We start from the raw sequence: 19924 nt of genomic DNA on the forward strand, positions 1-19924 counted from the left end.
TAGACTCGCCGAAAACAAGCGCTGCTTAAGCAAACTTAATACTTGGCCCGTGCGGTTGCAGCTGTGGAAGCCCACAAATACAACAAACTGTATTCTACAAAACTTCCGGCCATCCGTCAACCCTTAGATTCGATAAACGTCTAAAATTTTCTAAAGAATGCGGCTCTTTTGTTAAGACGGTCGGCAACTTTTTGACGACTTAAATCACGAATCGTACCCGTCATGGCAATCTTTAACGAACCGTCTGATAACATGTTTTCCGGAATTACCCGGTGAATAGCGTGCTGCTTTAATAACCAATCTGGCGTTAAACGCATCAACTCGGCAGCTTTATCGGCCAAATGAGCGTCTTTCCACATAATTGAGGCAAATCCCTCTGGTGAAAGAACTGAATACATACTATTCTCGAACATCCAAATTTGGTCTGAACAAGCCAATGCCAACGCACCACCTGATCCCGCTTCACCAATAATGAGGGTTAAAATAGGCACCTTAATTGTTAACATCTCACTAATGTTTTTAGCAATCATCTGGCCTTGGCCTGAAGCCTCAGCATCCGCACCTGGATAGGCCCCTGGCGTGTTGATCAACGTTATAATAGGAAAGTTTAACTTTTCAGCTAACTTCATTACTCGCAATGATTTGCGATATCCAGCTGGTTCAGGACTACCAAAGTGGGTCGCCATCCTATCCTCTAGATTATTACCCTTTTGGGTAGCAATCAGGGCAACTGGGTAACCAGACAATTTAGCAAGGCCAGCCACAATTGCAGAATCATCACCAGAAACTTGATCACCATGCATCTCAAAAAAGTCTGTAAATAATTGATCGATTATTTCATACACGTTCGCTTTACGATCACTTCGAGCACCAGCGATAATCGACTGCGTGTCTGTCATTTAGCGTCACCCCACTTCGTTGCTTCTAGGATTCCCAATAACTGACTGAGTCGCTTTGGCAACTGTTCACGAGGAACGATTTCATCGATAAAGCCACGCTGATAACTATTTTCGACACTCTGGAAATCATCGGGTAACTGTTTATTAATAGTTTGTTCAATGACACGTTTGCCAGTAAAACCAAAAAGCGCTTTAGGTTCAGCTAAGGTGATATCCGCTTGACTGGCGAAACTGGCGGTGACACCCCCCGTTGTTGGATCCATAATGACAGAAATATAAGCTAATCCAGCGTCTGAATGCTCGTTAACAGCCTGGCTGATTTTTGCCATTTGCATCAACGAATAAATGCCTTCTTGCATTCTAGCGCCACCAGAAGCGGTCAGTAAGACAACTGGCAACTGCTGTTGAGTTGACTTTTCAAACATTCTGGTAATGCGTTCGCCATTAGCGGTACCCAAACTGCCCATAATAAATAAGGGATCCATGATACCAAGTGCCACCGGATACCCATCGATGATTCCCTTGCCCGTCAGAACCCCATCCTTAAGGTGCGTCGCTGACTGAGCTTTTTTGATTTTTTGATCGTAATCGGGAAACGCAGTTGGATCCTTCGTCTCAATATTGGCGTCCCACTCTTCAAAGTTTTTGGTCAACATTTTTAAGCGGCGGTGAGCGGCTACTCGAAAACCGTAACCGCACTCAGGACAAACCCGATACTGACCAGCCCGTTTAAAGTAAAAACTGGCGTGGCAATGAGGGCATTCTTGCCAGATACCATTAGGCACCTTTGCTTGATAGTGTTTCAGCATTGACACGGAACGAGATGAGAAGCGCTTCACGTGTTCACCTAAAGATGACATCTAAGACACCTCCCGAATCGCGTGACTGGCAAATTTAGCCATAAACTGTTTTGTCACATAATCCGTGGTGGCAGTCCCTTTTTGAACGACTGGATCAGCTAGTAGATCTTCCAAAAACACTTGGTTAGTGCTAATTCCATCCAACTCAAACTCATCCAGTGCATCAATCAGTTTAGTCAAAGCTTCCTGATACGTATTAGCGTGGGCGATAATTTTAACGATCATTGAATCATAAAACGGCGAGATCATATCGCCAGATTGAATCCCACTATCAACACGAATTCCGGGACCACCTGGTAGTTTAAGCTGCCTAACAACCCCTGCTTGAGGCATAAAATCCATGGCCGGATTTTCTGCGTTGACACGGGCTTCTACCGCGAATCCATGTAGCTGAAGATCCGATTGGTCAAATGAAAGCGCCTCTCCTGAAGCAACCCTGACTTGCTCTTTTACCAAGTCGATACCAGACACGGCTTCGGTGATTGGATGCTCCACTTGGATTCGCGTGTTCATTTCCATAAAGTAAAAGTGGTGCTCGTTATCCATTAAAAATTCAATCGTGCCTGTATTCAGGTACTTAATCGTCTTCGTAGCCCGAATTGCAATTTCCTGTAAATGCTGACGCTCTTGAGATGTCATTACCGGACAAGGACTGAGTTCCAAGACTTTTTGTTGTCGGCGCTGTAACGAACAGTCCCGTTCTGGAAAAGCCGTTACATGACCAAATCGATCAGCGAAAACCTGCACTTCGATGTGTTTGGCTGGCGCAACAATTTTTTCCAAATACATTCTCTGATCACCAAATGAAAGCTGTGCTTCCTTAGTGGCAGATTGATAAGCTTCGCGCATCTCACTTTCATTTTTGACACGTCGGATACCTTTACCACCGCCACCAGATGCTGCTTTCAGCATTACGGGATAGCCCACTTCACCAGCAACTTTCACCGCATCAGCTTCATCTTTCAAAAAACCGGTGCTGCCTGGAATCACTGGCACATTTCCGGCTTGCATTTGAATCCTGGCGTTCGCTTTATTACCCATTAATGAGATTGTGTCTGGTTTTGGACCGATAAAAGTAATATGACAGGTCTCACAAAGCTCAGCAAATTCCTCATTTTCAGACAAAAAACCGTATCCTGGATGAATGGCTTCGGCACCCGTCAGCACCGCTGCGCTCACAATGTTTTGCATATTTAAATAAGAATCAGCAGGTTGTGGACCGCCTACACAGACAGCCTCATCCGCTAATTTAACATACTGAGCATCCGCATCCGCGGTAGAATAGATGGCTACTGACTGAACGTTAAGCTCTCGCAGTGCCCGAATAATTCGCACCGCAATCTCGCCACGGTTAGCAATTAAGACCTTTTTAAACATATTATTCACCTACCCAATCATAAAGGTGAGATCTCCTGAACAAACCTTTTTACCTTCGACGTATGCTTCACCATGTCCCAAACCAGCGTTACCGCGAACCTTTTCTAGAGTGACTTCTAACTTCAAAGTATCACCAGGCTTAACCATTTGACGGAATTTAACCCTATTCATCCCGCCAAAGTAGGCCGTCTTACCTTTAAATTCAGGTACGGTCAGCAGTGCAATCGCGCCAGCCTGTGCCATTGCTTCAACAATTAAAACACCAGGCATAACTGGGTTACCCGGAAAGTGCCCTTGGAAAAAGGCTTCATTGACCGAAACGTTTTTCTTGGCAATCACTTTTTCACCTGGCACATAGTCAAGTACCCGGTCAACTAACAGCATCGGGTATCGGTGTGGTAAAATTTTCTGAATTTCAACGACGTCTAATTCGTGTTTTGCTTCTTCTGACAAATTTTGTCACCTCATTTAGTTACTTCAAACAGTGGCTGATCATATTCAACCACTTCTTCATTTTCAACAAGAATCTTTGAAATCGTGCCGGCCACTTTACTCTTAATCTCGGTCATCATCTTCATTGCCTCAATCACGCAAACAACTTCGCCGACACTGACATGATCGCCCACCGATTTGTACGCTGGCTTATCAGGAGAGGGCTGCAAATATATCACACCAACTAGTGGCGCTTTGATTGCGGTTGTTTCTTGTTCCACCGACTTCGTGGGAGTCCCTAGATCAGTCTGAGATGCTTGAAGTGGCTGTTCAAGTTTCTCAACCGGCTTAACAGAAGTTGATTTTTGATCAACAGCCTCATTTTTTTGATGGCTAATTTTGTTTTTATTGAGATAAAGATGAATATCTTGATAATCAAGGTTAATTTCACGAATCTCGCTATCGTTAATTTGACGAATAATGGCTTGGATCTCTTCAAGTGTCATTAGTCCGCCCACTTTCTAAATGCCAAAACGGCGTTATGTCCCCCAAAACCAAATGAATTGCTGATGGCATATTCAGTTTCATGATCACGGTTCGCATCGTTGACCAAGTTAACCTGACATTCAGGATCTTGATTGACGATACCAACGTTTTCTGGCAACTTACCGGTCTGTAATGCCCCCACTGTCGCAACAGCTTCAATGGCACCAGCTGCACCTAGGAGATGTCCCGTCATAGATTTAGTGCTGGAAACTAAGACATCGCTGTCCTGACCAAAGACGGTGTTGATCGCCTTTGATTCCGCACTGTCATTACCCATAGTGGCAGTCCCATGCGCATTAATGTAGTCAACATCGGCAGGCTTAATCCCAGCCTCGTCAATTGCCAGCTGCATGGCACGGGCGGCTTGTGTTCCTTCAGGATCCGGTGATGTCATGTGATAGGCATCTGAAGTCGCCCCATAACCAACAATTTCAGCCAAAATGTTTGCCCCGCGCTGTTGTGCGTGTTCTAAAGATTCAAGTACCAAAGTCCCGGCACCTTCACCCATTACGAAACCCAGCCGGCCAGCATCAAATGGTAGAGAAGCCTTTTTCGGATCAGTGGCCTTGGACAACGTCGATAAAGCAGCGAAACCGGCAATCCCAATTTCGTTAACCGAAGCTTCCGAACCACCGGTCAGCATAACTTGCGCACGACCTTCCTTGATTTGACGGAACGCTTCACCAATGGCATTGGTTCCTGAAGCACAGGCGGTCACAATCGTTGTGCAAATATTCTTGGCGTGGTAACGAATAGCCATGTTTCCGGACGCCATATTAGAAATCGATGTCGGTACAAACATTGGGGAAACTCGCTGAGGTCCCTTATCATGCATCTTAATGACTTGTTCTTGAATGGTCGTTAAGCCACCAATACCCGAACCATAGATGACACCCATTGATTCCGGTTCAGTATTCGATTCATCAATACCAGCCTGTTCAACAGCTTCTGAAGCAGCATACATGGCGTATTGGCTGAAGGCGTCCATTCGGCGTAAATCCTTTTTACCTAACCGCTTTAACGGATCAAAATCATGTAATTCACCAGCTAAAGTAATCCCAGTTTCACTGGCATCAAAATGCGTAATCGGTTGAAAACCAACCTTCGAAGCCTGTAAGCCAGCTTCAAATTCCGAAACACTATTACCGATCGGTGTTAACGCACCCATTCCTGTAATTACTACTCTAGTCATACACTCGCTCCTTATTGCATTGTTAGGCCGCCATCAATGGTGATGGTCTGACCCGTGATATAGTCATTTTCCGCTAAAAAGATTGCGGCTTGAGCAACTTCTTGGGTTGAGCCCAAACGTTTTAATGGAATTTGGTTTAAAATCTCCGCTTTAACCTTGTCAGATAATTGTGCCGTCATTGCAGTATCAATCATCCCTGGAGCAATTGCGTTGCACCGGATGCCCCTCATAGCTGCTTCTTTGGCCACCGACTTGGTTAAGCCAATAATACCTGCTTTACTAGCAGCATAATTAGCCTGACCGATGTTACCAGTCAACCCAATCACGCTTGCCATATTAATGAAAGCCCCACGACGAGCCTTATACATTGGTCGTAGACAAGCTTTGATCACGTTGAACGTCCCAGTCAGATTAGTGTTGATCACCTGACTAAAATCAGTTTCACTCATCCGATTTAGTAATTTATCGTTTACAATACCAGCATTATTGACCACAATATCCAGTTGACCGGCTTTTTCATAAATACTGTCGATCATTGCCTGAACTGCATCCGAGTCCGTAATATCAGCAGAGAGGTCCCAACAGATAACGTTTTCGGCCTGAATCGAAGCAATAACCTCTTTTGATGCAGCATGGCGGCCGTTAATCACAACGTTAGCACCCTGCTTTGCAAAGGCCTGCGCAATGGCAAGTCCAATTCCTTGAGTACTGCCCGTTACTAAAACCGTTTTACCGTTTAATTCCAAATTCATTCACCCCTTAAAGCCGTCAACGTTTTATCGAGGGTGTCAATGTCATCAATGTGATAATAATCAATCCCCTTAACTGTTTTCCGAGCAAAACTCATAAGGGTCTTACCAGGCCCTAACTCAATGACAGCATCAACTTTGCCGCTCAACTGTTGAATTGCATCCGTGAACCTTGTGGTAGAAACCAACTGATTCGTCAGCGTTTGTGTCAATTTTTCAGTATTAAATGGTTGACCCGTGGTTGTACTAATGACTGGGAAGGTCCCTTGCGTCCAGTCTACTTTTGTCAGTGCATCATGCAGTTGCGCCTGGGCGGGCCGCATCAAAGGTGTATGAAAAGCACCGCTGACGTTGAGTGGTACCATGCGCTTAACGTCTTTAGATTCTAGGTAACTAACTGCTTCATTCACCGCTTCAACTTCACCGCCAATGACAACTTGCTTAGGCGTGTTGACATTGGCAATTGAAACTTGCCCAATACCTTCAGCAGCTTCACAAGCTTCTTGAATCAGCTCGATGGTTGTGTTCATGATGGCGACCATTTTACTTGGCTGAACATCACTAGCCTCCTGCATCAAACGACCACGCAGTTTAACGAGCTTTAATGCCTGTTCAGTTGTCATGAAACCACTAGTTGCTAAGGCACTGTATTCACCTAGACTTAGCCCGATACCGGCCACCACAGACGGTAATTGTGCTTTGACCACTTCGTAAAGCGCACAACTCATCGCTACAATTGCAGGTTGCGTGAACTGGGTTTCAGAAAGTTGATCTGCAGCTGTGGCGTCAAAATATAACTTTGGTAAATCAATATCTAACATTTGACTAGCTCGATCGATAGCTGCTTTATACGTTGTATTTTGTTGATACAGGTCTTCGCCCATACCCGTTTTTTGTGCACCTTGACCGCTAAACAATAATCCAACTTTCAGTTTAGACACCACCCATCAATTTTGTAGCCTGTTCGTAAACATCAGCCAAAATTTCAGCAGCTGGTTGCGGCTGCTTGACCAGACCGGCAACTTGACCGGCCATATAAGCACCGTTTTCACGATCACCCGTTAAAACCGCAGTCCGCAAACTACCGTTACCAATTTCTTCGACTTCACCAAAATCAGGCTCGCTTTTTGCAGCTTCACTCTTTTCAAGTCGAATAAATCGTTTAGCCATTGGATTCTTTAAAACCCGTGCTGGGTGTCCAGCAAATTCACCGGTAATCACAGTATCAATGTCCTTTGCTTTAAGCACCGCTTTTTTGTAATCTGGGTGAACCTTGGATTCTGCTGCTACGAGGAATCTAGTTCCCATCTGAACACCAACTGCGCCTAGCATGAAGGCAGCAGCTAAACCGCGCCCATCAGCGATTCCACCAGCAGCAATCACTGGAATGTTAATGGCGTCAACTACTTGTGGAACTAAAGCCATCGTTGTGAGCTTGCCAATGTGCCCACCTGACTCCATTCCCTCAGCCACAACGGCGTCAGCACCGACTCTAGCCATCCGTTTAGCTTGCGCAACCGAAGCCACCACTGGAACAACTTTGATATCAGCTGATTTGAACATCGCCAGGTATTTGGAAGGATCGCCAGCACCCGTAGTGACTACCGTAATGCTTTCATGTGCCTTCAAAATAACGTTTACGACATCCTCTACATGTGGAGAAAGCAACATCACATTCACACCAAAAGGCCGGTCAGTCAACGACTTGGCCCGTTCAATTTCCTGAGCTACTACCTCACCGGATGCATGTCCGGCACCAATGATTCCGAGACCCCCTGCATTCGATACTGCGGCCGCCAAACGGCCATCTGCGACCCATGCCATACCGCCTTGAAAAATCGGATACTTTAATCCTAATGACTGCATAAATGGATCTAATTGCATAAGTTTATTTTTACTCCTTGTCAGCTAATTGCTTTTCAACGAAGGTAACTAGATCAGAAACGGTTTCAATACCCTCTTCAGTTTCAATCTTGATATCAAATTCATCTTCAATTTCGTTAATCACTTCAAAAATATCCAAACTGTCAGCATCTAAATCTTGCTTGATGTTAGTCGTCATGGTTACTTTTTCTGCGTCTTCACCAGTTTGGTCTACGATAATTGCTTGTACTTTTGAAAAAATTTCGTCGTTAGTCATAATATTTGAGCTCCTTAAGCTGTCATTTATTTTTGTGTTTATTTGTGTTTAATTAATACTTGATAATTTGAGTACCAACGGTTAAACCGCCGCCAAAACCACTTAACGCGATGATTTGGCCTCGCTGAATGGTGCCATTTTTAATGACTTCATCCAGTAAAATGGGCACGCTAGCTGCGGACGTATTACCGTAATCAGCCACGTTAGTCAAAAATTTCTTGTTTGGTTGATCTAACCGTTTTGCGATTTGATCAAGAATTCGTTGGTTGGCTTGATGCAAAATAAAGTAGTCAACGTCCTGAACTAATAGACCGGCTTGTTTTACCGCTCGTTGAATCGATTCTGGCACTTGATGCGTAGCAAATTTATAAACTGCTCGGCCATCCATCTCAAAATAACGTTGATGGCCATCAGTCGAATCACTTGCAAAAACAGAATTAACCGGCTGATAACCAGCAGTTAGCTTGTCACCTAAGTCACCGATGGTTTGAAGATCAGAGGCTAGGAAAGCTGAATCAGTCAGCTGATCATTAGCTAACAGAATACCTGCCGCACCATCGCCGAACAAAACTGCTGTGGAGCGCTCATGCCAGTCAATTAGTTTGGATAAGACTTCGCCGCCAATCAATATTCCTCGCGTACCAGGCGTCTGCAGTAAGCCTTCAGCAACTTTTAGTCCGTAAATAAAGCCCGAACAAGCAGCGTTTAAGTCAAATGCAAACGCCTTTTTAGCACCAATTCGTCCTTGAACAATGGCGGCCGTAGCAGGTGTCATGTAATCTGGAGACATGGTAGCAACGATGATAAAATCTAAATCCGAAGCCTGCCAACCAGCTTGCCCTAGCAACTTTTGTGCCACGCTAGTACACAATTCACTGGTGGTTTGTCCAGTTGAAACATGGCGTTGTTTAATCCCAGTTCGCGTAGAAATCCATTCGTCTGAAGTATCCATGTAGGCACTCAGCTCGTCATTGGCAACTACCCGTTCTGGGACAGTACTGGCACTTTGGACAATTTGAATCCCTGTCATTGAGTAACCCCTCACTTATTTGGAGTCGGTGAAGCGAATTCAAGAAACGCTTCTAAATTTAGCAATGCTTTTTCAATGATTTTAAGCTGTTCATCATCCATCCCTTTGGCAAAACTTTCGACCATTTGACGATGAAAGGATGCGTGTGCACGGTAAACTAAGCGCCCACGACGCGTTAACCCTAGACGGACAAAACGTCGATCATCGTCGCTTCTAAGCCGTTGAACATAGTCTTTTCTCACCAAATGATTGACCATCGTTGTCAAAGTTCCAGGTGTGATTCGCAACTCGCGAGCAACTTCCGAAGTTGTTTTATGCTCGTACATTGAAATTGCATCTACAGCGTGCACTTCCTTGAGGGAAATATCTTTGAACTGACTCGTTCTTAGAGCCAATTCTTCCACTCGTACAATGTCGCCATATACTGTTGTTAATAATTGGTTGACCCGTTTAGCCGTAGAATAATCCATCTATTCACCACCCATTTTGATTCGCAAATGATTTTCATCTCAAAATAACAGTAGTGAGAGTTTTGGTAGTTAACGTACGGTTTTTTCTGGTTCAACGATAAACATCAGCTCAGCCTTCAAAACAACTTCTTCGTTAACCACCGCCTCACACGAAACAACGCCCATATTATCGCGTTGCTTTTTCATCTTAACTTTCAGCTCCAACTGATCCGCAGCGTGAACATCTTTTAAAAATTCGGCTTTAGAAATTCCACCAAGGTAAGCAGTTTTATGCTCAAAAGCGGGCGATTTCAAAATCAGAATCGAAGCTGCTTGTGCAAGTGATTCAACGATTAATGCTGGCGGCATCACATATTCACCAGGACGAAAACCATTAACAAAGCTTTCATCAGCGGTGACGTTCTTGATAGCAGTGATTGATTCGCCAGCAACAAGTTCTTTAACACCATCCATGTAAAAAATCGGGAACCGGTTAGGAATAAGCTCTTGAATCTCTTGAGAAGTTAATTGCATAGGTCGCAAAGCACCTCCTTCAAAACTATTTCAAACATCAAAGTATTTGATGGCGTTATCATATTCTAAAATCAGAGTCGCTGTCAAGTAATTTTCCAAAATTGACTAGGTACGACACGCTTTCTCACTGATGTTTAAGCTACTAAGTAAAACGCTTCCAACCGCATTAATAGTTCGATTATCAAATTACCTAGCCAGGCAATATCTGAAATACTGTATGTTATAATGATCACATCTTGGAGGTAAGACCATGAACGACGCGGACATTGAAAAAGAGTTATACCAACGAAACCGGATAAAAATCAGTTTATTGCACTTTGATTCCATTGGCTCGACCAATCAATATGCCAAACAATTAAGCCAGCAAAAGGTGAATCAAAATCCCCACTTGATATGGGCTAACCAGCAAACAGCTGGTGTTGGCAAACGCGCGCGTGACTTTTATTCACCTGTTGGTGGTCTCTACTTTTCATTGATATTGCCGAACCTGACAGTCGACCCTGAAAGAGTCGGCTTGTTGACCACTAAGCTAGCAATGGCAATCGTTAAAGCGTGTCAAAACAGCTTCGACCTTTCAGTTCAAGTTAAATGGGTCAATGATATTTACTTAAATAACCGTAAAATTGCGGGCATTCTTGTTGAACAAGGCGCCAAAAATGCCGTAGTTGTGGGCGTGGGAATCAACTTATTTCAAGCAAGTTTCCCTGATGCGATTGAAAAAATCGCTGGAAATTTACTGACAACACCCCCTACGAGATTTGATCGAGAAAAGTTTTTGATTGAATTAGTCAGTAATCTTTACCATGCTTGTATTACCTATACCAATTCAGAATTTATTGACGAATATAAGCGTCATTTAACACTGATGCATCATCGTATTCAAATACAAATTGGACGTTCTTTAGTAATCGGTCAAGTCATTGATGTCAACTCCTTAGGTCAGTTAGTCATCATTGACGATGCTACTGAAAAAACACGCACAATTCGAGCCGGCGAAGTCACTAAGATTTTACCCTGATCAATTTGGTATTTCTAAACTATTCATGATACACTGAGTTCAATAAAGGGGGTATTCACATGTCAGAAATTATTGTGACCACAACTGAGAAAATTCCCGGTCAAGAATACGAAATCATTGGCGAAGTTTTTGGCCTGACAACGCAATCAAAAAACGTCGTCAGAAATATTGGTGCGGGTCTTAAAAATATCGTTGGTGGTGAAATCAAAGACTATACCAAAATGTTGATTGAAGCTAGAGACGTGGCAATCGAACGACTTAGACAAAACGCCGTTGACCTTGGTGCAGACGCCGTGGTAATGATGCGATTCGACTCTGGTTCAATTGGGACTGATATGCAGTCGGTAGCTGCTTATGGCACTGCTGTTAAGTTTACTCATCAAAGTTAACTTTTTAACTGCCAAACCAAAAAAGCGCTGAAATTCAGCGCTTTTTTGGTTTAAATCATAATCAATGGTAGTTAACCCATTTTTTTACTTTGTTCTACATAGCTGTTTGTGGGTTCTTCTTTGACTTGTGCCAGTACACTTTTTCTGCTTCTTTACGCGCATCGATTGCTTCGGCCTTAGTATCAAAGCTTTTAAGCAACACGTAATGCCCCTGATACATCAAACGAGCCAACCAGCGATCCGTGGCTTTATCATAAGAAACGCCAACCACACCAGACGTGTTACGTTGTGACTCTTTAATAGAAGAAACCATAATGCCATCGCTATTACGCAAATTTTGTGGATTACCCATATTCTTGGTAAACCCCTTGTTTTTTGTGTAACGTTCCCGCGCTAGTTCCCGACGTAAACAACCGCAACTTCTAACATAGCCGCCACGAAGGCGTGAGCCATCCACGGTAACAATATTACCGCAGCTGCAACGACACTCCCACAATAAATCCGCATTCTTTGGATCTTGACCGTTTTGTCGAATTACTGTCAAACGGCCGAATTGCTTGCCTTTCATCTCAATCATTCTACTCATAACGTTTCCCCATCCTTTATAAAAGTGACGTCCCTCCATTAATCAAATCACTTTACTTAAAATACTGCTGCCTATTCCATACAAAGACACAAACTGCTACGTTGGTCGACCTAAGAATTAAAAATCTGAAATCAAACACTGCTCCTCCAAAAGTATGATTAATTTCAGTTGGTCAACTTGCCCTTATTTTATCAGGAGTGCCGGCGTATTTCAATTGTATTCGATTAAGTTGTATGAAAATACTGCTTGATAATTATAGCTGAGAGAACTTTGACTAGTTTTTTGAGCTATTGACCTGAGAGTTCGTAAAATCCAATCATTCATTACCGTCAAAATTATCGAATAAATATTAGTTTTACTAGCCAATAAGTTGCTTTTATGATTGACTTGCTCTCGGTATTCACATATAATTATACGTGTTGTTTCATTGTTATGCGGCAATAGCTCAGCTGGATAGAGCAACGGTCTTCTAAACCGTAGGTCGAGGGTTCGAATCTCTCTTGCCGCACTATTTAATTAAATGATGAGTCTTTTTCTAGGTCAACGACTCGTGATCGTTATTTCATCACGTTAAGTTTGTTGACCTAGAATTTTTTTGTCAATTTTTATTGACTAAACTCAACTCAAATTGATAAAACTATAGTCGGTGCGAATGCCTTTTATCATAATATATTGTACTATACAATCATATTTTTAACAGGTAACTGCCCCTTTCAATTAGTTATCTGTACCCCCAAACTTTCTGAATAAAATAACTTGCAAATTTGATGTCATAAAACCATAATGTACTTGTAACGTAATTGAAATCTAAGTTTATGGGGGGATTGCGATGATTTTCATCTCATTTATTATCGGCTTGTTTGTATTTGCAGGCGTATGGGAATTGTATCTCAGCACAAGCCGTCAGCGTGCTCGGTCAAAACATCTTGTTTCATCACCAAAGCGCGCTTACGTGCAATTATTTTTCAAATTACTTCACATCAGTTAATTGCTTTAGATTCAAAAAGGATTGTTTATCGAGTTGGATAAACAATCCTTTTTCTTTTATTTATTTGTTTTTAAGTAAGCCGTTTGAATTTGTTCTTCAGTGAACCCTAAATCGACAAGTCCCAATTTTAAAATCAAATGCCAGGCATGTTGAAAAGCGGTTTGCTGACGATCAAAAAATGATTGATCAATGAAATGAGAAATCGACAGGTATTGCTGACTTAAACTCTTAGCCGGCCGTTTCTGCTTTAAACCCTCCAAATCATCTGGTGCCATTACAATCAAGTGAGACCAAGTTTGTCGAGCAGCGACTCGAAAGGTATGATCCATCACCTCAACGTAAGCTTTAAGCAGTTCGTCTGGCGAAACCGTCGCTTTTTCTTGTCCTAACTTAAACCAACCCATCAGGTCAGCTAAGCGGCCTAATGAAACGTGCAACGCCACATAGTCAACCCGTAATCCCTCTTCGGGACTTACCGCAACTTGATGCTCATAATTAAACTGATTGCGTTGTTGAATAGCAGTCTGTAATAAATTTGCTAAATCTAATGTCAACATCTCACCTCTAAAAGACTAAATTGTCTGAACGAATCTGCAAGTCATCAAGATTTTCAAGATACCATTTACGCAGGAACGGATACTCCAGCAAAACTTTGAACCATGAAACGTTTTGATCTTCATCAGAAACGTATAGTCCCCAAGCTGCGCCCCCAGTTGCATTGTGATTAGCAATCTTGAGTTTCAAGTTAGACGTTAATTCCAACACGGCGCCATCGTTGTCATGTTTTAACATATAACTTTCTTCCGCTGCGGCCACAAATAACTTATCAACGATTTCAGCCGATAAATCACTGGTCTGAAATGCGTAAAATTCATTATTATTTGTATCTAACAAGTTGAAGTCAACATCGAAGCCGAAGTCAGTTTTGAGCGCTTGGCCAAATGCAATTAGCAAGTCAGTGGCTGATAGTAAATGTTCTTTTTCAAGCTTATCAGCATACGTCTCAATAAACAATTTTGTGATTGCGCTACTATTAATGCGCATCATCCGACGTTTGAGATTCAAGTAAAACAGTGTCTCACCTGTCACTTTATCCTGGTAATAAACACCACCAGTAGTGTCATTGGCTGACACGAAAGCAAAGACACCCAAATCGCCCAAAGCTGCAATCTGCTGAGTGAGGTGCTGATTATCCTCATGCGACTCTAAAGTGATTGCTTCTCCTTGATCATGCAATTCTAGCAACCGACTCATAAAGACTAAATAGTAATCCGCATTATTGTATTGATGAGGAAAGGTCACGTAATCACTGTCAAGCTCAAAAACGGATAGTGTTTGGGCGGCTTCCACTAATTCTTTAGGATCCTTAGTATTAATCAGTTGGTCCATTAATTCGGTGAATTGCTGACCTATCTTTAATCCTTCTTTAACTGCGTCGTTGTAAGATAGTAATCTGCCGCTTGTGCTCAGCGTCGATGGATCGTTCTCATTAATCATCAGCATTCACCTGCCCCTTACCAATCAGACTCGTCAGGTAGTCGGTATACAAACTTTGATTATGAGATTCAAAGTGTGAGAAGTCTTCGAACTTTTGCTGAATGCTCTGTTTCTCATATGTCAAAATCGTATCTTCTTTTGATAAACTCAAAATCTTTTCGTCGTTTTCTTTGATCTTCTTATTGGCGTTAATGGCTTCTTCGTCATCATCAGCTAACTTTGATAATTGATCAACAATACTTTGACGTTCTTCTTTAACCTTACCAGAATCCCATGGCAACGTACTCTTTTGACTAACTTCCTTAAGCTGCTGTCGAAGCGTTTCTTTCTGATGGTCACGTTCATCTTGTCCATCAATCAGTTTTTGCAGTTGAGCGCTATTGGCAGAAATCTCAGCAATATTATCCGTATTATAACGCTGATTAAGAGCGTCTAGCTCAAAGGAGCGCTTTAACTTACCATATTCAGTTTCGTCAAATTCAAAGGCGACATTCAAAACATCTAATTTACCAAATTTACGGCGATCCCACCAATTACCAAAGTAGATATCAAACTCACCATTATGAACCTCATCATAGTAGAAAAATGGATAAGTTTGACCGAGGTAATCAATTAGATTCTCACTCAGATAATGGCTGAGCTGTTCGTGATCATTGACCACCAAATCAGCTAAATTCTGGGTTTTCGTCGTGGATCGAGATTTTTTAACTTCACGATCATAACGTGGCTTGTCGATCAGTTCATAAATCTGTCGATCATCATGTTCATGTAACGCAGACTGCAGTGTCTGCAGGTATTTAATTTTTTGAGTAAGTGACGAATCAAGCTGAGCCTGACCCGGCGTTACTTCTTGATTTGTTTCTTCATTATTATTCGGCATATGTTTATCCCTCGATTGTTATTTCTCGCTGTATATAGTTAATCTTAAATGATAAATTAAGATTAATAAAGCAGTTTTAAAGAAAAAGTCGATATTTAAAAGAAAACTTCACTCCTAGCACTGACCAATATCCAGAAGAATGACTAAACCGATTCTTAAAAGTCAAAATAGCCTGTCTACCAATCACATTCACTGGTAAACAGGCTATTAATCATCAAAATTTTAAAAACTCACAGACTTATTAATATAATTCGAGGTACTGATCACGTTCCCACTTAGAAACTTGTGTCCGATAAGCATCGTACTCCAAGTTCTTAGCTTCGATAAAGCTAGGGTATAGATGTGGTCCCATAGCTTTACGCATTACTTCATCAGCAGACAAGTCCTTAAGCGCGTTGTGTAATGTATCAGGCAAATTAGTAATATGACTATCACTACGTTCTTTGTCGTCCATCCGGTAGATGTTACGATCAACACTCTTTTCAGGTACGATTTTGTTCTTCAAGCCATCCAAGCCAGCTTCCAAAACAGCAGCAATAGCTAAGTATGGGTTAGCAGTCGGATCAACACTCCGAAGTTCAAGACGAGTTGATAAACCACGAGAACTTGGTACTCGAATCAATGGTGAACGGTTTGAACCTGACCATGCAACGTAAACTGGTGCTTCATAGCCTGGAACCAGCCGCTTGTAAGAGTTAACGGTTGGGTTGCAGATTGCCGTAAAGCTGCGTGCATGCTTCAGCAAGCCACCTAAGAAGTAATAAGCATCCTGTGATAGTTGCAGATCGCCCTTTTCGTCATAAAAGGCGTTACCATCTTTATGGAAGAGTGACATATTCAAATGCATCCCTGAACCGTTAATGCCGGCCAATGGCTTTGGCATGAAGGTTGCATAAAGACCAAACTTACGTGCAACCGTCTTCACAACCAGTTTGAAGGTTTGAATGTTATCAGCAGCATGCAATGCATCAGCGTACTTGAAATCAATTTCGTGTTGGCCTGGAGCCACTTCATGGTGGGCAGCTTCAACATCAAAGCCCATGTCTTCAAGTGTTAACACAATTTCACGTCGGCAATTTTCACCCATGTCCATTGGTGCCATATCGAAGTATGAGCCTTGATCGTTCAAATCAGTGGTTGGTTTGCCATTATCATCCATCTTAAATAGGAAGAATTCTGGTTCCGGTCCAATGTTAAAGTCAGTGAAACCAGCTTTACGCATATCATCCAGCACACGGATCAAGTTGTTACGTGGATCGCCAGCAAATGGTTTGTTTTCTGTGGTGTAAACTTCACAAATAACACGTGCGATTTTACCACGATCACTACTCCAAGGGAAAATCATCCAAGTTGATAAGTCAGGATACAGATACATATCACTTTCTTCAATGCGGACGAAACCGTCGATTGAAGAACCGTCAAACATTAACTTGTTGTCGAGTAGTTTTTCCAATTGAGAAATGGGTACTTCAACATTCTTAATCGTTCCAAACAGATCCGTAAACATTAATCGTAAAAATTGAACATTTTCGTCCTTAGCCATTTGACGAATATCGTCTTTGGTGTAATCGTGTTTTGGCATAAAATCGCTCCTTGAATGATAGATTATGTTAACAGTTAGTAATTGTGGCTACTTTAGAGGCCGCTGTGAATGCAATGAAGGGTTGGAATTAGGTTCAAAACCGCTGATATTAAGAAATTCATCATGAAGAATCCGACGAACATCACTATCAGTCAACGATTCATTCTTCATATCGTCAGCTCGCTTTTTCTGCTGAGCATAAATTGCTTTAATGCCAGCCATATTGATACCTTCATCCAAATAATCTTTGATTTCCAGCAACTTATCAATATCATTTAAAGAATACATCCGTCGGTTTCCATCAGTTCGCTGTGGAATCACCAATTCTTGTTCTTCATAATATCGAATCTGACGAGCCGTCAAATCAGTTAATTTCATGACTGTACCAATTGGTAAAACTGACTTAGATCGCTGTAGTTCTTTTTCTGCCACTGCACTCACCTCCCTCTAATATGTTTAATCATACCACTATTTGTTTGCCTGTCAACACTTCATGTCATGTTTTATCACATCATTTTTGAAGCCACTCCAAGATTGATGTACCAATCTCACTTTTGATGGTCGGATCAGCAATGATATCGTACCAATGTACAGGAATTTGATGTCGGAACCATGTGAGCTGCCGCTTTGCATAGTGCCTCGTATCCTGTTTAATTTTCTCAACCGCATCAGCCTTCGACATTTCACCCTTAAAATAAGGGAAAAGTTCCCGATAACCGATGCCTTTTCCTGACTGCCACTGCTCACCACCCGCGTCATAGAGTTGTCGTGCCTCATCTAAGAGCCCCATGGTAAGCATCTGATCTACTCGAGCATTGATTCGTTCATAAACTTTTGCCCGGTCGGTATTGAGTCCGACTACGTACGCATCATACCTTGGCTTTAGAACCGTTTGCTGTTTTGAAAATAGCGTGCCGGTTCGTTCATAAACTTCTAGCGCGCGAACGACCCGACGCTCATTGGTCACCGGAATCTGTTGAGCCGCATCTGGGTCAATCTGGTTTAATTGTTCCCATAAGGCTTGCTGACCGTGTTGTGCAGCATACTCGTGCCATTTATTTCTGACTGTTTCTGACGGCTCAAAATGATCACCGCCAAGGTTTAGATCATACAGTAGTGCTTTTAGATAAAAACCCGTACCTCCCACTACCATGGGCAATCCACCACGGCTAGAGATTTCGTCGATCAACCGCTGACTCTCATTCACAAAGTCAGCTACTGAATAACGTTCACCAACATTTCTGATGTCAATCAAATAATGCGGAATATCTTCCCGTTCTGCAGGCATAATTTTTGCGGTGCCAATATTTAATCCTCGGTAAACTTGCATGGAATCGCCAGAAATAATTTCACCGTGAAACTGTTTGGCTAACTCCAATGATAAAGCGGTTTTACCTACCGCTGTTGGCCCAATAATGGCCAGTACTTTTTTCAAACTGATCACTCCACTATAATTTTGTTAATGACTGGAAATTTAGCCCTAAAACCTGCATAATGTAGGTAACAAATCATATTTTAACCTGTTAGGGGGCCTTTAACAATGAAGCATTTCATCAAAGGATTTTTATTTGGCACTGTTGCCACAATTGGTGCAGTCGCAGGTGCAGCATTATCATTCAAGAAAAAAGTCGTTGAACCAATTGAAGATGAAGAAGAACGGTTTGAAGAAAACCGCAAACGGGCGGCTCGTAAATCTCGTTCAGCTCACCACTAATTTTTATCATATAAAAACGTCCATTTAGATTTCCCACAGTGATTGGTCATTCAAATCATTGTGGGATTTTATATTACATCTAAAAAAACTCATCGTCGGAAATTTCGCCAACCATTACAGTGGCATTTCGACTATGAGTTTTTTGATTTTATGATTGTATCAAATTCACCCCATTAAACGGCTACTTGATGACAATATCTGATGGTTTTACTTCTTTACCAAAGTATGGTTTCAACTGAGAATTGTAATCTTTGTCAAAAAAGCCTTTGTTATTCAATGATGTTACTTCTTTATTCGTCCAGTTCAGGAGAGACTTGTTCCCCTTCTTAACGGCTGGCGCGATGTATTGTTTAGGTCCGATTGACTTGATACCAACCGTGTATTTTGGCTGATTCTTAACCCAAGCGTAAAGATATGAGTTATCATCTGCCAGTGCAACCCCGCGGTTATTCTTCAACGCGTTGAATTGCTGGGTCTTAGAATCAAATTTTAGTAACTTAACGTTGGGCTGCTTTGAAGTGAAGTAGTTTTCAGCCGTCGTACCTTTCGTGACAATGAGGTTCTTGCCTTGAAGCTGACTAACTTTCGTAATTGGCTGAGTTTTTGGCGAAACGACCCCAACAGAAACTTTCATGTATGGTGAAGCAAAGTCAACAACTTGTTTTCGTTCTGGTGTCACGGTGAAGTTAGCCAAAACAAGATCAACTTTGTTGGAGTTCAAAGCATCTACCCGGTTATTGGCGTTAACCTGCACGAACTTTGGCTTTACCTTAAGATCTTTAGCAATTTGCCGTGCTAATGTTAAATCATATCCAACACGCTGTCCTTGCTTATTGACCCAGCCATATGGTGGTAAATCACCGAAGACGGCAATTCGAATTGTCCCCCGCTTCTTGATCTGCTGTACGGTACTTTGACCGCTGCTTTTCGTTGAACTAGCTGACGAACTGCTCTTGCTGCTACTGCCACAGCCGCTTAACACCAATGCTAAGCTAGCAGCGATTCCCAAAAACAAGCCAAGTTTCTTAAACCCAAATTTCTTCATCTATGTTTCCTCCCTAA

General features: G+C 42.3%; 24 protein-coding genes, 1 tRNA gene and 1 other annotated feature (1 of these 26 only partly in view). Of the genes, 4 read left to right on the forward strand and 21 right to left on the reverse strand.

Translation table 11 applies throughout. The features are described from left to right. Positions 1-67: a sequence feature (ribosomal protein L21 leader region), on the reverse strand; it reaches 9 nt to the left of the window's first position. 73 nt (positions 68-140) lie between these two features. The 13 genes from AC6H04_RS11535 to fabZ (AC6H04_RS11595) all read right to left on the reverse strand — a co-directional run bounded on the left by AC6H04_RS11535 (position 141) and on the right by fabZ (AC6H04_RS11595) (position 10208). Next, positions 141-899, reverse strand: a complete 759-nt coding sequence (locus AC6H04_RS11535) for a carboxyl transferase domain-containing protein (RefSeq protein WP_497571813.1) — start codon at positions 897-899, stop codon at positions 141-143. Beyond that, positions 896-1759, reverse strand: coding sequence for an acetyl-CoA carboxylase carboxyltransferase subunit beta (locus tag AC6H04_RS11540; protein ID WP_497571814.1), 864 nt, complete (start codon positions 1757-1759; stop codon positions 896-898). The genes AC6H04_RS11535 and AC6H04_RS11540 overlap by 4 nt, the downstream gene beginning before the upstream one ends. Further along, positions 1760-3136: an acetyl-CoA carboxylase biotin carboxylase subunit gene (locus AC6H04_RS11545; RefSeq protein ID WP_497571815.1), complete on the reverse strand. Its 1377-nt coding sequence runs from the start codon at positions 3134-3136 to the stop codon at positions 1760-1762. Positions 3137-3145: 9 nt separating this feature from the next. Beyond that, positions 3146-3589: a 3-hydroxyacyl-ACP dehydratase FabZ gene (fabZ, locus tag AC6H04_RS11550; RefSeq protein ID WP_497571816.1), complete on the reverse strand. Its 444-nt coding sequence runs from the start codon at positions 3587-3589 to the stop codon at positions 3146-3148. An 11-nt stretch (positions 3590-3600) separates the two neighbouring features. Further along, a complete protein-coding gene (gene accB, locus AC6H04_RS11555; RefSeq protein ID WP_497571817.1) occupies positions 3601-4074 on the reverse strand; it encodes an acetyl-CoA carboxylase biotin carboxyl carrier protein in 474 nt (157 codons plus the stop codon). Then, complete coding sequence (fabF, locus tag AC6H04_RS11560; RefSeq protein WP_497571818.1) at positions 4074-5306, reverse strand: beta-ketoacyl-ACP synthase II; 1233 nt, start codon at positions 5304-5306, stop codon at positions 4074-4076. Before fabF ends, accB begins: the two co-directional genes overlap by 1 nt. 11 nt (positions 5307-5317) lie before the next feature. Further along, the gene (gene fabG, locus AC6H04_RS11565) at positions 5318-6052 is read right to left on the reverse strand and encodes a 3-oxoacyl-[acyl-carrier-protein] reductase (protein WP_497571819.1); all 735 of its coding nucleotides are present in this window, start codon (positions 6050-6052) and stop codon (positions 5318-5320) included. A 2-nt stretch (positions 6053-6054) separates the two neighbouring features. Next, a complete protein-coding gene (locus AC6H04_RS11570) occupies positions 6055-6996 on the reverse strand; it encodes an ACP S-malonyltransferase (protein WP_497571820.1) in 942 nt (313 codons plus the stop codon). Next, a complete protein-coding gene (gene fabK / locus AC6H04_RS11575) occupies positions 6989-7939 on the reverse strand; it encodes an enoyl-[acyl-carrier-protein] reductase FabK (protein ID WP_497571821.1) in 951 nt (316 codons plus the stop codon). The genes AC6H04_RS11570 and fabK overlap by 8 nt, the downstream gene beginning before the upstream one ends. Before the next feature lie 10 nt (positions 7940-7949). Next, positions 7950-8195, reverse strand: coding sequence for an acyl carrier protein (locus AC6H04_RS11580; RefSeq protein ID WP_098824143.1), 246 nt, complete (start codon positions 8193-8195; stop codon positions 7950-7952). Positions 8196-8247: 52 nt separating this feature from the next. Further along, the gene (locus tag AC6H04_RS11585; RefSeq protein WP_497571822.1) at positions 8248-9225 is read right to left on the reverse strand and encodes a beta-ketoacyl-ACP synthase III; all 978 of its coding nucleotides are present in this window, start codon (positions 9223-9225) and stop codon (positions 8248-8250) included. 11 nt (positions 9226-9236) lie between these two features. Continuing rightward, entirely contained in the window at positions 9237-9695 is a 459-nt protein-coding gene (locus AC6H04_RS11590; protein ID WP_497571823.1) for a MarR family winged helix-turn-helix transcriptional regulator, read from the reverse strand. A 69-nt stretch (positions 9696-9764) separates the two neighbouring features. Beyond that, the gene (gene fabZ, locus AC6H04_RS11595) at positions 9765-10208 is read right to left on the reverse strand and encodes a 3-hydroxyacyl-ACP dehydratase FabZ (RefSeq protein ID WP_497571824.1); all 444 of its coding nucleotides are present in this window, start codon (positions 10206-10208) and stop codon (positions 9765-9767) included. 250 nt (positions 10209-10458) lie between these two features. Between fabZ (AC6H04_RS11595) and AC6H04_RS11600 the strand changes: the two genes are divergently transcribed. Both AC6H04_RS11600 and AC6H04_RS11605 read left to right on the forward strand, forming a co-directional pair. Next, positions 10459-11226: a biotin--[acetyl-CoA-carboxylase] ligase gene (locus AC6H04_RS11600; RefSeq protein ID WP_497571825.1), complete on the forward strand. Its 768-nt coding sequence runs from the start codon at positions 10459-10461 to the stop codon at positions 11224-11226. Between the two features lie 59 nt (positions 11227-11285). Further along, on the forward strand, positions 11286-11615 hold the full coding sequence (locus AC6H04_RS11605) for a heavy metal-binding domain-containing protein (protein WP_497571826.1): 330 nt from the start codon (positions 11286-11288) through the stop codon (positions 11613-11615). 94 nt (positions 11616-11709) lie between these two features. On the opposite strand, the gene AC6H04_RS11610 is transcribed toward AC6H04_RS11605, so the two are convergent. Continuing rightward, positions 11710-12201 (reverse strand): AP2 domain-containing protein, encoded by a 492-nt coding sequence (locus tag AC6H04_RS11610; RefSeq protein ID WP_497571827.1) that lies wholly within the window; start codon positions 12199-12201, stop codon positions 11710-11712. Positions 12202-12635: 434 nt separating this feature from the next. Here AC6H04_RS11610 and AC6H04_RS11615 point away from each other — a divergent pair. Beyond that, positions 12636-12709 (forward strand) — tRNA-Arg (locus tag AC6H04_RS11615). A gap of 536 nt (positions 12710-13245) precedes the next feature. On the opposite strand, the gene AC6H04_RS11620 is transcribed toward AC6H04_RS11615, so the two are convergent. From AC6H04_RS11620 to miaA, 6 genes are all read right to left on the reverse strand, one after another. Next, positions 13246-13743, reverse strand: a complete 498-nt coding sequence (locus tag AC6H04_RS11620; RefSeq protein ID WP_497571828.1) for a dUTP diphosphatase — start codon at positions 13741-13743, stop codon at positions 13246-13248. Between the two features lie 10 nt (positions 13744-13753). Then, a complete protein-coding gene (locus tag AC6H04_RS11625) occupies positions 13754-14692 on the reverse strand; it encodes a hypothetical protein (RefSeq protein ID WP_497571829.1) in 939 nt (312 codons plus the stop codon). Beyond that, on the reverse strand, positions 14679-15566 hold the full coding sequence (locus tag AC6H04_RS11630) for an exonuclease SbcC (protein ID WP_497571830.1): 888 nt from the start codon (positions 15564-15566) through the stop codon (positions 14679-14681). The genes AC6H04_RS11625 and AC6H04_RS11630 overlap by 14 nt, the downstream gene beginning before the upstream one ends. A 241-nt stretch (positions 15567-15807) precedes the next feature. Beyond that, positions 15808-17148 (reverse strand): type I glutamate--ammonia ligase, encoded by a 1341-nt coding sequence (gene glnA / locus AC6H04_RS11635; RefSeq protein ID WP_098824134.1) that lies wholly within the window; start codon positions 17146-17148, stop codon positions 15808-15810. 48 nt (positions 17149-17196) lie between these two features. After that, positions 17197-17580 (reverse strand): MerR family transcriptional regulator, encoded by a 384-nt coding sequence (locus AC6H04_RS11640; protein ID WP_497571831.1) that lies wholly within the window; start codon positions 17578-17580, stop codon positions 17197-17199. Between the two features lie 79 nt (positions 17581-17659). Further along, a complete protein-coding gene (gene miaA / locus AC6H04_RS11645) occupies positions 17660-18583 on the reverse strand; it encodes a tRNA (adenosine(37)-N6)-dimethylallyltransferase MiaA (protein WP_497571832.1) in 924 nt (307 codons plus the stop codon). A gap of 105 nt (positions 18584-18688) precedes the next feature. On the opposite strand from miaA, the gene AC6H04_RS11650 reads away from it, so the two are divergent. Continuing rightward, entirely contained in the window at positions 18689-18862 is a 174-nt protein-coding gene (locus AC6H04_RS11650; protein ID WP_089108180.1) for a DUF3042 family protein, read from the forward strand. A gap of 181 nt (positions 18863-19043) precedes the next feature. Here the strand turns inward: AC6H04_RS11650 and AC6H04_RS11655 are convergent, their stop codons facing one another. Then, positions 19044-19907 (reverse strand): transporter substrate-binding domain-containing protein, encoded by an 864-nt coding sequence (locus tag AC6H04_RS11655; RefSeq protein ID WP_497571833.1) that lies wholly within the window; start codon positions 19905-19907, stop codon positions 19044-19046. Positions 19908-19924: the final 17 nt, after the last annotated feature.

The sequence above is a fragment of the Secundilactobacillus sp. MJ173 genome (assembly GCF_059704265.1).